General features: G+C 66.0%; 9 protein-coding genes. 1 reads left to right on the forward strand and 8 read right to left on the reverse strand.

Annotated elements, in window-relative coordinates:
• Nucleotides 1-712: 712 nt before the first annotated feature.
• From ABDB84_RS17710 to ABDB84_RS17730, 5 genes are all read right to left on the reverse strand, one after another.
• Complete coding sequence (locus ABDB84_RS17710) at nt 713-1,501, reverse strand: 2,3-dihydro-2,3-dihydroxybenzoate dehydrogenase (protein WP_345921104.1); 789 nt, start codon at nt 1,499-1,501, stop codon at nt 713-715.
• 334 nt (nt 1,502-1,835) lie between these two features.
• A complete protein-coding gene (locus ABDB84_RS17715) occupies nt 1,836-6,017 on the reverse strand; it encodes an AMP-binding protein (protein ID WP_345921105.1) in 4,182 nt (1,393 codons plus the stop codon).
• A gap of 34 nt (nt 6,018-6,051) precedes the next feature.
• Complete coding sequence (locus tag ABDB84_RS17720) at nt 6,052-6,957, reverse strand: isochorismatase (RefSeq protein ID WP_345921106.1); 906 nt, start codon at nt 6,955-6,957, stop codon at nt 6,052-6,054.
• Between the two features lie 29 nt (nt 6,958-6,986).
• On the reverse strand, nt 6,987-8,648 hold the full coding sequence (locus ABDB84_RS17725; RefSeq protein WP_345921107.1) for a (2,3-dihydroxybenzoyl)adenylate synthase: 1,662 nt from the start codon (nt 8,646-8,648) through the stop codon (nt 6,987-6,989).
• Complete coding sequence (locus ABDB84_RS17730) at nt 8,645-9,814, reverse strand: isochorismate synthase (protein ID WP_345921108.1); 1,170 nt, start codon at nt 9,812-9,814, stop codon at nt 8,645-8,647. The genes ABDB84_RS17725 and ABDB84_RS17730 overlap by 4 nt, the downstream gene beginning before the upstream one ends.
• A gap of 461 nt (nt 9,815-10,275) precedes the next feature.
• Here ABDB84_RS17730 and ABDB84_RS17735 point away from each other — a divergent pair, with 461 nt between their 5' ends.
• Nucleotides 10,276-11,511: an MFS transporter gene (locus ABDB84_RS17735; protein ID WP_345921109.1), complete on the forward strand. Its 1,236-nt coding sequence runs from the start codon at nt 10,276-10,278 to the stop codon at nt 11,509-11,511.
• 218 nt (nt 11,512-11,729) lie between these two features.
• Here the strand turns inward: ABDB84_RS17735 and ABDB84_RS17740 are convergent, their stop codons facing one another.
• Genes ABDB84_RS17740 through ABDB84_RS17750 form a run of 3 tightly spaced genes read right to left on the reverse strand, consistent with a single transcriptional unit; the run spans nt 11,730 to nt 15,143 of the window.
• On the reverse strand, nt 11,730-13,046 hold the full coding sequence (locus ABDB84_RS17740; RefSeq protein ID WP_345921110.1) for a condensation domain-containing protein: 1,317 nt from the start codon (nt 13,044-13,046) through the stop codon (nt 11,730-11,732).
• 53 nt (nt 13,047-13,099) lie between these two features.
• Complete coding sequence (locus ABDB84_RS17745; protein ID WP_345921111.1) at nt 13,100-14,059, reverse strand: alpha/beta hydrolase; 960 nt, start codon at nt 14,057-14,059, stop codon at nt 13,100-13,102.
• Between the two features lie 25 nt (nt 14,060-14,084).
• Nucleotides 14,085-15,143, reverse strand: coding sequence for a helix-turn-helix transcriptional regulator (locus tag ABDB84_RS17750; protein WP_345921112.1), 1,059 nt, complete (start codon nt 15,141-15,143; stop codon nt 14,085-14,087).
• Nucleotides 15,144-15,178: the final 35 nt, after the last annotated feature.

Here is a 15,178-nt window from a genome sequence, read left to right on the forward strand (position 1 = left end):
ATGGCATGTCTCCGGTAGACTACGAAAAGCAGTACTTCATGAGGCTCGGGACTGTCTAGAAAACCCGGGGCGATTCAGTTCATCATCCCAGCGGAAGCATTGCCACTGATGAATTATGGTTTGAACCTCATCTCACACCACCAAGGCCATATCAGCCAAAAGACTGGCCGGCAACACGAAAATATGTCCGCCTTTTCATCAACCGGCTGGCGCGCTGCCGCTACCGCGACGAGATTGTCGAGTCCCTAATTCAGTATGTGCGCGCATTTGATGAGTGGAATCAGACAACCGCATTTACACGGCTATGGGGCGCAGTGGAACGCCTAGTTTCTCCCGGGCACGGCAACTACGATGTGCTCGTACGGCGATGCGCATTTCTATGGGCAGACTCCGCATTTGCAACAGCAACACTAGAGCATCTTCGGGAGTATCGTAACAACTGGATCCACTCGGGCAATGAGAGCACACAGGCAAAGACATATTGCTTCCAACTACAGATGTACTTTAGGACACTAGTCCTGTTCCACATCCGAACTGCAGGTCTCTTTCAAACCATCGAAGAGGCAAACGAATTTTTGGATATGCCTACAGATCTTGAAGTCCTGAAGAAGCTTCAATCTAGAGTTTCCCTAGCGCGTCGCTTTCGCACCGTCAAACCAAGCAAATCGTAGAAGTATTAGGTGTGCCCCATCTCTTAGTCGTCATCGGGCAATCACCCCCCCAACGTCGCCCCCCCATCCACACACAGATCATGCATGGTGATATGCCGTGCACGTTCCGAGGCGAGGAAGCACACGGCCTCGGCGATGTCTTCGGGCGTGGCGATGCGCCCCAGCGGGATGCCTAGCCGGTAGCGTTCGAGTGAGCCCTTGAGCACGCCTTCGATCTGTTCCGGCGTGCTGGCGAAGGCGCGTTGCATGGCGGTGTCGGTGGAGCCGGGGGAGACGGTGTTGCAGCGGATGCCCAGCGGGGCGAGTTCGAGGGCGAGGCAGCGCATGAAGTGGGCGGTGGCGGCCTTGGAGGCGGCGTAGGCGGCCATGCCGAGACGGGGCACGCGGGCGGCGTTGGAGCCGACGGTAAGGATGGCGCCCTGCTTGCGTTCCACCATGCCGCGCGCGACGGCGCGGCAGATGCGGAAGATGGCGCTGGTGTTGATGGCGAAGCTGTCTTCCCAGTCTTCATCGCTGAGCTCCAGCGTGTTGCCGCTTCTCAGTATGCCGGCGACGTTGATGAGCAGATCGATGGGGCCGAGCGCCTGTTCGCTGCGAGCGACGGCGGCGGTGATGGCGGCGCCGTCGCGCAGGTCGAGGGGGATGGCGATGGCTTGCTGGCCTTCGGTACGCAAGGCATGAGCGAAGGTTTCAAGTTTGTCGGCCTGCTGGTCGATGAGCGCAACGCGCGCGCCTTGTTGTGCGAAGGCGCGGGCGACGGCAGCGCCGATGCCCTGGGCGGCGCCGGTGATGAGGGCGGTTTTGTTGTGGAATTCGGGTTGGGTGCTCATTCGGGTTCCTTTGCTTGATGCGCGTTGTGCTCAGGGCGTACTCGTTGCGGTTCCCTCCCCTTGAGGGGAGGGTGCCCCGTCAGGGGCGGGAGAGGTGAAAGGGTTCGCGCTCCACAACAGGCTGCATTCGGACAGGTGCCTCCCCACCTCTCCCGGCGCACTGCGCCACCCTCCCCTCAAGGGGAGGGAACAGCAAATTGCGCGTTGCTCGGGCCACTTATCCCGCTTGATAAGCAACTCGAACCGAAGAGCGCCGGATGAACAGTCCGTCGGTCTCCGCGAGCCCTCTCCCCCTGCCCCTCTCCCCCTCTCCCTTTACACGGGAGAGGGGAGCCTACTTTTCCAGTCTCTCCGCGAGCTCACGCCCGATGTGTGCCAAGGGCGCACGCTGGCTCATGCTGTTGTGGGTGCTATCGATGTCGATACGCTGCAGCGCGCCGTTCACGTAGGGCTGCCAGCCGAGCCAGTCGGGGGCGTCGGCGGGTCGCTGCGTGGCGTGGAAGAACAGCAGGTTGCCGTTGAAGATCGGGTGGCGCAGGCCGCGGTAGAGGCTCATCGAAGCGATGGCCTGGCTGGTGAGCCTGGCGAGGCTCGCGGCATCACGATCAGCGAAAACGCTACCTGGGCGTTGCAGGCGGGCGCGCATGGCGTCCAGCGACAGTGGATGGCCGTCGTCGCCAAGGTGGCCTTTGCCGGCGTAGCCGATGACGTCGAGCAAGACGATGAGGGCATCGCGTTCGGTGGGTGGCGGCTTGCCTTCCCAGATGTCGCTGGGGTAGGCGTCCATCATCGCCAGCAGTTCGACCTGTTCGCCTTCGGCCTGCATGCGTGCGGCCATGGCGTGGGCGATGCCGCCGCCGGATGACCAGCCCAGAAAGCGGTACGGACCCTGCGGCTGCACGCTGCGCACGAGCGCGCTGTAGTCGGCGATGACTTCGTCGATGTGCGTGGCGGACTCAGCGCTGATGCCGCGCGATTGCAGACCGTAGATGGGCGTGTGGCGCAGTTGCGCGGCGAGACCCATGTAACACCACGACAGACCTTCGGCGGGGTGCACGCAGAACAGCGCCGGGCCTTCGCCGGACTGAATGCGCAGCAGCGGCGCGAACGGATCGCTGGCCTGCTCGGGGGGCGCGTGTCCATCGAGCTCTTCACTCACATCCAATGCCACCGCAAGTTGTCCGAGGGTGGGATGGCGGAACAGGCTGGATACGGCGACCTCGCGTTGCAGGGCGACACCCAGGCGGTTGGCCACCTGGATAGCCTGCAGCGACTTGCCGCCGAGCGCGAAGAAGTCGCTGTCGCGTGCAATGTCCTGCGCGCCCAGCACCTCGCGCCACACGCTGACGATGCCTTGTTCCAGCGGGCTCAGGGGCGTCCCGTCCGCTGCACTTTGCGCGGCGGGCGCTGCATCGGCGGCATCCAGCCCCATGCGCCGCAGGGCGCCACGGTCAATCTTGTTGTTGGCATTGCGCGGCAGGCGTTCGATGCGGAGGTAGGCCGAGGGAATCGCGGCTGCGGGCAGGTGGGTGGCAAGGTGCGCCTGCAACGCGCGGGCGGCAGGCAGATCAGCTTCGCAGGCGATGAAGGCGGCGAGGCGTTTGCTGCCGCTGGCGAGTTGCTGGCCTACGACGGCGACCTCACTGGCCACATCTCGCAGGCCGGGGTAAGTCAGCAGCGCTGTCTCGACTTCGCTGGGGTCAACGCGATAGCCGCTGATCTTGAATTCGTCATCGAGCCGGCCGAGGTACACGAGTTGCCCGTCGGCACGCTGGCTCACACGGTCGCCGGTGCGGTAGGCCCTGCGGCCTGAATCTGCCAGCGTGACAAAGCGCTTCGCCGTAGCTTCGGCGCGGCCGAAGTAAGCCCGCGCCAGTGCGCCGCCGATCATGCACAGCTCCCCTGCTTCGCCGCGCGGCACGGGTCGCAATGCGGCGTCGACGACCACGGCGGAGAGCCCTGGCAGCGGCCGGCCGATAGGCACGGCCTCGCCATCGAGCGCGATGGCGTCCGGCCCGGACAGCGCGGCGGTCGTGCAGATCACCGTCGTCTCGGTCGGCCCGTAGGTGTTGAGCAGCACCACGTGCGGCGCCACGGCAGCACGCCAGCGCGTGACGCGTTCGGCGAGTGCGGCTTCGCCACCGATGATGACGAGGCGAATTGTCTCGGGCAGCTGCGTTGTCGTGCCCAATCCATACACCAGCTCGTGCCAGAAAGCCGTCGGCAGATCGAGCACGCTGATCTGCAGCGCGGCGCAGGCGGCGAGGAAGCGCGGCATGGATTCCAGCATCGCCTCGTTGCGCAGCACCAGGCGTGCGCCGCAGCTGAGGGAGAGGAAGATCTCTTCCACGCTGGCATCGAAATGCAGGGGCGCAAATTGCAGCACGCGGTCCTCTGGCGTCATCGCGTAGCGCAGCCGTGCGCCGGCAAGGAAGTGGGCCAGCGCATCGCGGCCGATCATCACGCCGTTGGGTTTGCCGGTCGAACCCGAGGTGTAGATGATGTAGGCGAGTGCGGTGTCGGCGACGGCGAGCGGCTCTGCCATGCGCTCGGCATCGCGCACCTGCTCTCCCCTCTCCCGCACGTGGGGCGTAGCAAGGGTTTCGGATTGCATGCAATCCGCTTGCGTAGCCGGTCGGCAATGCAATGCCGACCGTGGGGCGCGGAGCGGGGGCTGGGGGAGAGGGCTGCAGCCATCAAGCTCAGCGCGTCCTTCTGGGGCGATTGCTGCTTCCCCCTCCCCTGCCCCCTCTCCCGCACGCGGGAGAGGGGACGTGCCATCGAGATACAGCGTCGGCAACTCGTCCGAAATACGCGTCGCCAGCGCACGCAGGCTCAGCACCAGCGCGGGCTGGGCATCCTCCAGCACCATCGCAATGCGTGCGTCGGGGCTCTCGGGGTCGAGCGGCACGTAGGCGCCGCCAGCCCACAGCACGGCGAGCAGCGCGACGATGGTCTGCGCTGAGCGCGGCAGCAGGATCGCCACGCGGCTCTCTTCCACCACGCCATAGGTGCGCAGCTCGGCGGCCAGCGCCTGCACGGCCTGCAACAGTTCGGCATACGTGAGGCATACGCCGTCCTGCTCCACGGCGATGCGCGCGGGGCGCGTCTGCACCTGTTCGATGAAGGCAGCGAGCACGCCTTGCGGTGGCGTGGGCAAGGCTTCGCTAGTGATCAGCGCATGCCCAGGCGCAGGCAGGCCGGGCAGGAGCTCAGCGAGTGGAGTATCGACTGCCGCGCGCTGCAGGGTGGCGAGCGCGGCGACAAATGCTTCGCGATGCGCCGTCAGCACATCGGCGGCGTAGGCATCGGGGTTGGCTTCGAAGTCGAGGCGCACGCCATCGGGCCCCGGCGCGATGGTGATGGAGAGGTCTTCCACCGGGCCGGCGGAGACCGGGTGCGACAGCGCCTGCACGGCGCCGAAAGCCGGCGGCCGCTCGAAGGGCATGAGGTTGATGACGGGGCCGAACAGGCGGCGCGGGCCAGCCACGCGGGCCAGTTCGTGGCGCAGCCATTCGTAGCGGTAGCGCTGGTGCGGGCGCATGCTGCGCATCTCGGCGAGCACCGTCTTCACCAGCGCAGCCATGCCCTGCGTGGCGTCGATGCGCACATGCAGTGGCACGATGTTCATGGCCATACAGGGCACGCTGAGCCCGACAGAGCCAAGCCGGCCCATCACGGGCAGACCCAGCGTGACCTCGGTCGTGCGCGTCTGCTGGGCGAGCCAGGCAGCGGTGGCGGCAATCAGCCAGGCGGCCCAGTCGGCAGCGCAGGTCTGCGCGGCAGCTTGCCAGCGCGTGAAGGCCGCGGCATCCAGAGCGCCACGCGCGCGCTGCACGCGGTGTGCGACGGCGGCGGGTGGCGCGAGTGTCACGGGTACCGGTGTGGCGGCAAGCCGCGCCAACCAGAAATCACGATCCCGCTCGCTCGCCTGACGCTGATAGTCCTGCGCTTCGGCCACGACAGCGGCGAGGCTGACGCGTGGACGTGCGAGGGCATCGGGCTGCGCTGCGCCCGTGGCAATGGCATACAGCGCGGCGACACGGCGCTGCAACAAGGCATAGCCAAAACCATCAAGCGCCACGTGATGAACGCGCAGCAACCAGACGTGGCGTGCGCCCTGTGCGGTGTCGGGCAGGCGCAGCAGGGTGGTGGCGAACAGCGGACCTTGTGCGAGCTCAGCCGGCGTCTGCAGGTCCTTGTTCATCCAGCGGCGGGCGATGTCCCAGGCCAGGGACGCGTCACTGTCGGTCAGGTCCACGCAGTGCAGACTCCAGCGGTGCGGCGCAGGCACCTGCCACACCTGCATGTCCTCGGCTTCATCCATGCCATAGCGCATGTGCAGCGCTTCGCATTCGTCGATGGCACGACGCAGCGCCGCCTCGAAGACCACCGGGTCCAGCGGCCCCCGCAGCTCGATGGCTTCGGCCGTCCAGTACGCCGGGCTGTGCGGGTCCAGCTGCTGGCCGAGCCAGATGCCCAGTTGTGCCGCACTCAGGGGCAAGCGCTGAGGCATGCCCTCAATGATTTGCGCGGCGCAATCATTCATCTCAGACAAGCTCTGCCGCATGCGGCTCAATATTGCGACTGATCAGCAGCGCCCACCATTGCGCCACCGTCGGGTGTTCAGCCAGCTGCACGAAGCTGAGGTGGGCACCGGCGCGCTTCCAGCGCTCCAGCAGGCTCATGAGTCGGATCGAATCCAGCCCCGCGTAGAGCAAGTTGTCGTCGAGGCCGAGCTCGGACGTCGGCATCTCCAGCATCTTCGCCACCTCGGCATGCAGCGCGTGCATATCGGCCGGCAGCGCATCGGGCAAGGCCACGCCGAGGTCGCCCAGCACTTGCACCGTGCTGCGCACCACCCCTGCGCGCTGCGCCACGTATTCGAGCGCCTTCATGTGCCAGTCGGCCGAGAAGTCGGCCAGCGCATCGCCGACCATCACAGGCTGAATGTCGCGCATGAAGGCATCGACACAGGTGACCTGGCAGCCGATGTGGGCATACACGCCGCACACGATGAGCTGGTTACGGCCCTGCGCTTGCAGGCGTTCGAGCAGATCACTGCGCACGAAGGCGCTGTAGCGCCACTTGTCGAGCACGGTGTGCGTGGCGCGCGGCGCGAGAGGCGCGATGATGGGGGCGCCTTCCGGTTTGGCAGGCAAGCCCGGGCCCCAGAATTCGTTGAGCAGCGCGCGGTCTTCAGCCGGCTGCACAGGCGGTTGTGCGGTGTAGAAAACGGGAATGTCGGCTGCGTCGCAGGCATCGCGCAGACGCAGCGCGTTGGCGATGAGCTGCGGGATCGGCGCGGCGCTCGCGTCGTAGAAGTCGATGAAGTACTGCTGCATGTCATGGATCAGCAGCGCGGCGCGCTGGGGGTCGACGCGCCAGTCGACACGGTTGGCAGGGAAGCTCGCCGCGGCGGGCATGGGGTAGCTGGCGATACGGGGAATGGCCATGTTGGAACGCTCGGAAGTGTGATGCATGTTCAGGAGACGGCCGCGTGCGCAGCCAGCTTTTCACTCACGGCCAGGCGCAGTGCGCCCTTGTCGATCTTGCCGACGCCGGTCTTGGGGAACTGCGCAACGAACTCGATGCGGTCTGGCAGCTTGTATTGCGCCAGGCCACGTTCGCGCATGAAGCGTGCAATCTCCGTGGCACGCGGTGCCTCGCCGCGCGGCACGATGAAGGCGCAGCTGCGCTCACCCAGATAGGCATCGGGCATCGCGACGACGGCGGCATCGAGCACCGCCGGATGCGCCAGCAGATGGTTCTCCACCTCCTCGGCCGCCACCTTGTCACCGCCACGATTGATCTGGTCCTTGTCGCGCCCTTCGACCACGAGGTAGCCGCCGGGCAGCTTCCGCACGATATCGCCGGTTCGATAGAAACCATCGTGCGTGAAGGCACGGGCGTTGTGCACGGCGGCGCGGAAGTAGCCTCGAATCGTGTACGGCCCACGCGTGATGAGGTGACCTGCCGTACCTTCGGGCACATCGCGATCTTCGTCATCGACGATGCGCACTTCGTCATCGGGTGAGATCGCACGGCCCTGTGTGCCGACCACCAGTGCCTCGCCATCGTCGAAGCGGGTGTAGTTGACCAGGCCCTCGGCCATGCCAAATACCTGCTGCAGACGGCAACCGAGCAGCGGACCGACGCGGCGCGCGGCCTCATCACTGAGGCGCGCACCACCGACCTGCAACAGTTGCAGCGATGCCAGTTCGTGGCAGCCATTCGTGCGTGAGGCGGCAGCGTCCATCCACACCATGGCCAGCGGCGGCACCAGTGCGGTGATGGTCACGCGCTCGCGGGCAATCAGCGCAAAGGCGGTGTCGGGGCTCGCATCGGGCGCCAGCACCACGCAGCCGCCGGCATACAGCACACCGAGGATGCCGGGCGAACTCATCGGGAAGTTGTGGGCAGCAGGCAGCGCACAGAGGTAGACGCTCTGCTCTGTGAGACCGCAGATGTCGGCACTGGCGCGCACGCTGTAGAAGTAGTCGTCGTGTGTGCGCGGGATGAGCTTTGGCCGCCCCGTGCTGCCCCCGGAGAGCTGCAGGAAGGCGAGCGCACCGGCATCGGGCGCGGGCAAGGCCACCGGCTCGGCGTCAATCGCCTCAAAGGCGGTGAACTCCTGCGCGTCGCCGACCACGATGATGTGGGCCAGTGTGGGTGCATCGGCCCGTACCTCACGTGCCAGCGCACGGTAGTCAAAGCCACCATGACGGTCGGCGATCACCAGAGCGATCGCTTCGCTGAAGGCACAGAAGTAGCCGATCTCGCTGCGGCGATGCGCGGGCAATGCAAACACCGGCTGCGCGCCGAGGCGGAACAGCGCGAACACCATCAGCACGTATTCGCCGATATTGGGCAGTTGCAGCACCACGCGCTGGCCCGCGGCGATGCCACGTTGCGCGAGCCCCGCCGCAATGCGGTCGACACGGGCGTCCAGCTCGGCATAGCTCCAGCGCCGCGTGCCGCACACCAGGGCGGTGCGTGTGGCGTGCTGCCGCGCGCTGTCACGCAGCAGCGCGTCGAGCGGCTCGCCGCGCCAGTAGCCGGCGGCGCGATAGCGCTCGACGAACTCGGCGGGCCAGGGCGTGAGGTCCGCGCCTTCGGCGGCGGATGCGCTGATCACTGCGCTCATGACAGACGCTCCGGCTGCGGCGCGAGTGTTGCGCTGTCGAGGCTTTGCGCATCCACGCCCATGGCATTGAGCATGGTGCGCAGCTTGGCGGCCGTCTCAGCCAGCTCTAGCGCGGGGTCCGAGCCCGCGACGATGCCCGCGCCGGCGTACAGCGTGGCCGAGGATTCGCCCACTTCGGCGCAGCGGATCGTCACCGCCCATTCGCCGTCGCCCAGCGCATTGCACCAGCCCACCAGGCCAGTGAAGAAACCACGGTCAAAGCCTTCGGCGCGCTGGATGAAATCGCGCGCCGCCGCCGTCGGATAACCGCACACAGCGGGCGTGGGATGCAGCGCCAGCGCGAGGGCCAGCGAGGTGGTCGACAGGTCGATCAACTCGCCGCGAATCTCGCTCGACAAATGCCACATGGTGGGCGTAGACACCAGCGATGGCGTGTGCGGCACCTGCAAGTCGCGACAGAACGGGCGCAGCGCCGCAGCGACGGCATCGACCACCAGCGCGTGCTCGTGGAGATCTTTGGCCGACTGCAGCAAGCCATCGGCACGACGCGCATCTTCAGCCGCATCAGCGCTGCGCGGGATCGAGCCCGCCAGCGGATTCGACAGCACCTGACTGCCACGGCGCGCCAGCAGCAGCTCGGGGCTCGCGCCCACCAGGCTGCGACGGCCTTCATCACCCGTTTCGGGCAGCGGAATCGCATAGGTGTAACCACGCGGATTACGGCTCGCCAGCCCGCGCAGCAAGACCGGCAATTCCAGTTCGGCCTGCACGCGCAGCGAGCGCGACAGCACCACCTTCTGCATGGTGCCCGATGCGATCTGCGCCAGCGCCTCGCGCACATTCTGCTGATAAGTCTGCGGGCATGGCTGGCTCTCGGCCGCCAAGGGCAAGATCTGCTGCGCGGGTTTCTGTGCCCCCTGCTGCGTGATGCCCGCCGTCATCAGACTGCGAACGCTGCCGGCCAGCTCGAAGTGCTCGGGCACGAACAGGTGTGGCGCCGCGTCGGGCAAGAAGGGGATCGCCCCGATCAGCAGGCCTGCATGTCCAGCCTGACTGGCCTGGCGCAGGAACAGCGCCGCCCGCCCGGCCAGGTTCGCTGCATCGCCCTGCGGCAGACAGGCCGCCACGCCGTGGGCGAGCAAGGTCTGGCCGGGTGAAGCGAACATGCAGGCATTGCTGCCGTAGTGATTGAACAAGGCCTGTGGGCCGGTAGGAATGGGAAAAACGGATGGAAATACGCCAGGGGAGCGAAACCCTGAGCCCAGCGCTTCCCGTTGTGGATGATTCATGCGGACCTCCCGAGGAGTACAGGAAAACATGCCGACGATCAGAACTTGGAGCGCGAGGCATGACGCCTGGCTACTGGTTCAGAACAGAGTGGACACTACCACTTGTTGCGAATGATTCGCAATAGCATTTAAAATAAAGTAGCATTCCGTCCAGATAGGCGGGCCCATCAGCCCACCCAGCCAGCCATTTCGCAACAGTGGATATGCGCCACGCATTGACGCCTTAAGCCGCATTGAGCTTGGCGCCGAGCCACTCACAGCGATCATTCGATGGTGGATATGCCATGCATATCCAGCCTGCCCCACCCAACTCCAGCCCCGCAGCGCACACGAAAACCATGTCCTCAATCGCCCCCGACATCGCCGCCAACGCCCGCCCCCTGCTCAAGCCGCGGCGACTTATTCCCCTCATCGGCGCCCTGCAATGCGTCTACATCCTCGACTTCATGCTGATCCTCCCCCTCGGACCCGACCTCGCAGCGGCGCTGGGCTTCCGCAGCAATCAGGTCGGCTGGCTGACCGCGGCCTACACCCTCGCCTCGCTGAGCGCAGGCCTGTTCGCCGTTCCCCTGCTTGATCGCTTTGACCGCCGCCAGGCGCTGCTGGCCAGCCTTGCCGGCCTCACGCTCGCCCTCATCGCTTGCGCCTTGGCGCAAGACTTCAGCACCCTGCTGTTCGCGCGTGCCGCCGCCGGCCTGAGCGCCGCGCCCACCATCGCCAGCGGCATGGCCATCCTCATCGACCACACGCCGCCTCCCCAGCGTGGCAGCGCCATCGCCAAGGTGATGATCGGCTTCTCGCTGGCCACCATAGGCGGCATCCCCCTCGGGCTCGAACTCGCCACACGCTGCGGCTGGCAATCCGCTTTCCTCGTCGTGGCCCTGCTTGCCGCCCTCGTCGGCGCAGCGGCCTCGCGCCTGCTCCCTGCTCAGACGCAGCATCTGCTCAGCCCACCAAACCAGCATGGGGCAATCGCCTCACGGCAATCGCCGCTCGCGCTGCTCAAGCGCCGCAGTGTGCAGATCGCCAGCCTCCTGCTAGGCCTCAACCAATTCGCCGCCTTTCTCGTCGTCCCCAGTTTCTCGGCCTTCTACCTGCTCAACCTCGGCTTCCCACGCGAACAGCTGGGCCTGCTCTACCTTGCTGGCGGCGTCGTCGCCCTCTTCGCAATGCAGCTCGCCGGCCGCACGACGGACAAACGCGGTCCCTGGCTGCCTGTTCTCATCGCCAGCATCTGTTTCTGCCTCGGCCTGCTGCCGTTCTGCGGTATCCACGCGCTTCCCATCACGCTGTGCTTCGTGCTGTTCATGGCCGGCAACGCCGCCCGCAGCGTGTGCCTCGCGAGCAGCCTGAGCCAGATCCCTGCCCCGCAGGAACGCGCCGGCTTCATGGCACTGCAGAAGATGGTGCAGGACCTCGGTGTCAGCCTCGCCGCCGGCGCCTCCGCCTTGCTGCTCGGCAGTGTCGACGGCCCGCTGACCCACACCACCGAACTGGCTGGGCTGACTATGCTGGGCGCACTCGGAGTACTAGGTTTGCTGGCAGTGCTGCAACGGAAAATGCCCCGGCACTGAAGTGCCCGCGACATCGTGGATCGGCCCATGCGCGAGCGGGGCCGATCTGCGCAGCGGCGCCAACTTTTCCGCTGGCCGCCACCGGCATTGCACCTCGGCGCGCCACAGCTGCACGCCTGGGCTTCGGCGACTGCTCTCCGCGCGAATCCAGGCAAGCTACGCCTACGGGCAGAGAAACACCGGCCGCAGCGATGACATGCAAATTGGCCGCAAAAACATCACATCTCGATGGCCACGCCTTGCTGCGTGGGGGCCAGTCTCTCTTCCGGCGCCCTCTGCGCCAGCGCTCGCAACATCCCCAGCAAATCCCTATGCAGCGCATCAAGCCGCTCTGCGCTGTACGCATTGGGGTTGGCTTCGGTGCGCAGTTGCCATTCAGCATTGAGCACGAAGACGCTGATATTGAGGTCTTTCACGGGGCCGGCGCTGATCGGCTCGATGCGGCTTTGCAGTCCGGCGAAGCGCGCGCTGCGGTCGAAAGGGAGCAGGTTTACGGCCTGGTTGAAGCAATGCTTGCCTTGCGCCATGAGGCCCAGATCCATGCGGATCCAGCCATAGCGGTAGTAGGCGTGCTGACGGATGCCGCGCAGGGCGGTGGCGACCTGGGCACTCAGGCTTTGCATGCAGTCGTCGGGAGCGATACGCAGGCTGAGAGGCACGATGTTCATGGCCATGCAGGGCACGCCGATGGCGGGAGTGCCGAGTCGGTTCATGACCGGCAGGCCAAAGGTCAGCGCTTGCTGGCCGGATTGCTTCGCAAGCCATGCGCCGATGGCGGCAAGCATCCAGTTGCCCCAGTCCTGCCCGCAACGCTTTGCGGCGTCGCGCAAAGCGTCGATCTCAGAAGTGCTCAGGCGCGTGTCGCGGCGGTGCAGCGGGTCGGAGAAAGCTGCGGGCGGCGCGATGCTGGCAGGAGCTGGCGCGTCCTGCATGGTCGCCAGCCAGAAGGCCTTGTCGCGCTCGAAGCCGCCGTTGGCCTTGTAGGCCTGTTCGGCGGCCGTGATCTTGTCGAGCGACCAATCCGGCAGCGGTGGCAAAGCCGATTGCATGACGCGCGCGCTGTAGCGTTCGGCAATGGTCTGACAGACGAGGCTGTAGCCGAAGCCGTCCAGCGCGATGTGGTGGACCTGCAGGTACCAGAGATAGGTGTCCTCGGCGATCTGCAGGACGGCACTGCGATAGAGGATGTCGCGATTGGGGTCGCATAACGTGGCGAGCGAATCGGCTATCCATTGCTGCGCGGCGGATCTCGGGTCGGGCGCGCGGCGGAAGTCGTGCAACGCAAGTGGCGGGGTGGCGGGCGCGAGCGGCCATTGCCAGAGCACGCCATCTGCGGACTCGAAACGACGGTGCAGGCTGTGGCAATTGTCGAGTACTTCGACGACAGTGTCGGAGAGCGCAGCGAGATCAAGCGGACCGCGCAGCTCGACCGCTTCGGCGGTGAGCATGGCCGGACTCTCTGGCGCCATCTGCTGAGCGATCCAGATGCCATATTGGGCGGTGGTGGTGGCCTGGCGAGTCAGAAGAATGCTCATTTCACGTCCTGTCCGGTATGCGCTCATCTCTAGGGCGGGCCCGCGCGTGAGCCTCAAGGCGCAAACGCAAAGTCGACCACACGGCGGGCTCCATGCAGCAGCATGTCGTGGTGATCATGCCCGGCTACGCTTTGCGCTTCGAGTTGCAGCCCGGCCAGCTTCGCATCGCCGAGCTGGCGCGCGAACTGGCGGGTGTTGTCGACCATGGCACGCGCCTGCAGACGTTGCTGCAGCTCGGGCGTGGCAAAGCGTTCGGGGTATTGCTCGTCCATGCCGACGGTGATCATGACGCGCGTGGGCGCAGCGAACTGCATGGCTGACAGGCGTTGCGGCAGTTGCTTGAGCAGATGCTTCTCGCCGAACCACAGCGAAGGACTGGCCGCCCAGTAGCGCTGGAAATGCTGCGGCTCGGTGCTGAGTGTATTGAGCGTGAACAGGCCGCCGTAGGAAAAACCGAACAGGGTGTGGCGCTGCGGGTCCATGGCGAAGTGCTTGGCAAGCAGCGGGCGCAGCTCCAGCGTGAGGAACTTGAGGAAGTTGGCGGAGCCGCCAAAGCGTGCGGAGAGCAGATCGCCGGTTTTTGTGCCGGCCTCTAGCGGCGGCGTGTAATCGAGGGCACGACCATTGACGTCGATGATCTCGCCGCTGGGGTAGCCGATGGCGACGACGAGGCCGGCGGGCTCTTCGCCGATCTTGGCACGCCAGGCCGCGCTCTCATTGGCGGCAGGCGGGCGCGGACGGACGAATTCGGTGATGGGAAAACTGGCGAGGCCATCGAGCATCCACAGTGTGGGGTAGCCGCTGGCGGGCGCGGGCTTGTGCGGCAAGCCGACGATGATGCGGTAGCGCTGGCCCGTGTAGGTCGAATCAAGGTCGAAGCTGAGACTGCGCGAGAGTTGCGCGGGGCGCCAGTCGGCGGGGATGGGCGCGGCGGGCTGGGCCTGCGCCGCTTGGTTGATGAGCATGCTGAGTCCGAGGAGGAAGGCGACCGAGCGGAAATAGCGAATGAGCATTGACAGAGAGAGTCCTGGAAAGGGTTCAGGTCGCCCGCGCCACAGCGCTGGGGCACTGGCCAAAGCGCTTGCGGAAGGCGGTGGCGAAGTTGGCGGCGCTGCCGTAACCGGCGAGTCCGGCAGCCTCCGTGACGGTAGCGCCGTCGCGTTCGAGTGCGATGCGCGCGGCATCGAGGCGTCGGCCACGCAGCCAGGCAAAGATACTCATGCCCTGCACGGCGCGAAACTGCTGCTGCAGGGAGCTGGCGTTGAGACCGGCGTGGCGGGCGATGGCGGCGAGATCAAGGGCATCGGCCGTGCCGTTGACCAGCCCTTCGTCGAGCCATTCGCACAGCGCGGCGATACGGGCTCGCATGCGGGCGTTGATGCCGGGGGTACGGCCAGGCGCGAAAAGCTCGCTAAAGCTCTCCGTGAGCAATTCCAGCGCACGACTTTCGAGATAGAGCCGGTACAGCGGATTGGCGCAGCCGGCAGCGTCAGCGGCGCTGGAGAAAACCGGCGGATGGATCATCTGCTGCGCGATGGCGATGGCACGCGTGCTGGGTCGCCAGTGGTGCACGGCAAGGTGACGTTGACGGAATTCGGCGAGATCGCCGGCGTCAAGGCCGCTGGCAGCGAGCCAATCGGGGCTCATGGAGATGACGACCTTGCGCTCGTGACGACCCCGGCGTGAATGCCGCACAAACTGTTCGGACTCTGCGAGCGCGACCAGCGCGCCATCGGGCTGCCCGTCTCCGCCCAGGCTGATGGGCTGGCTGCCGAAGCGGGCCTGCGCCTCACCCGCGATCAGCACGATGAGACTGAGCCCGGCCTGCAAGGTCGCCTCGGTACGCATGTCATAAAGGTCGACGACGTCTACGCATTTGCAGCGCAGACCCTCACGCAGATTGTCGGCGCGGAAATAGCCGGACAGCACCGAGACATCGCTCGCCACATCGGGCTGATCAATGCGGAAGCCGCTGCTGCGCGGCGTGATGGCGGCCATCAGCTGGCCACGGTTGATATGCGCGGAAGGGTCGGCGGACGGGTACATGGCGAGGCTGCGGCGCCCCCGAACGGCTTGCTGGCTGGTGTGCAAGTTCAAAGCTTTCTCCTGCAAACAACTTCCTGCGTTGCGCA

Origin of the sequence: Uliginosibacterium sediminicola (genome assembly GCF_039631295.1) — a bacterium.
Classification (GTDB): Bacteria; Pseudomonadota; Gammaproteobacteria; order Burkholderiales; family Rhodocyclaceae; genus Viridibacterium; species Viridibacterium sediminicola.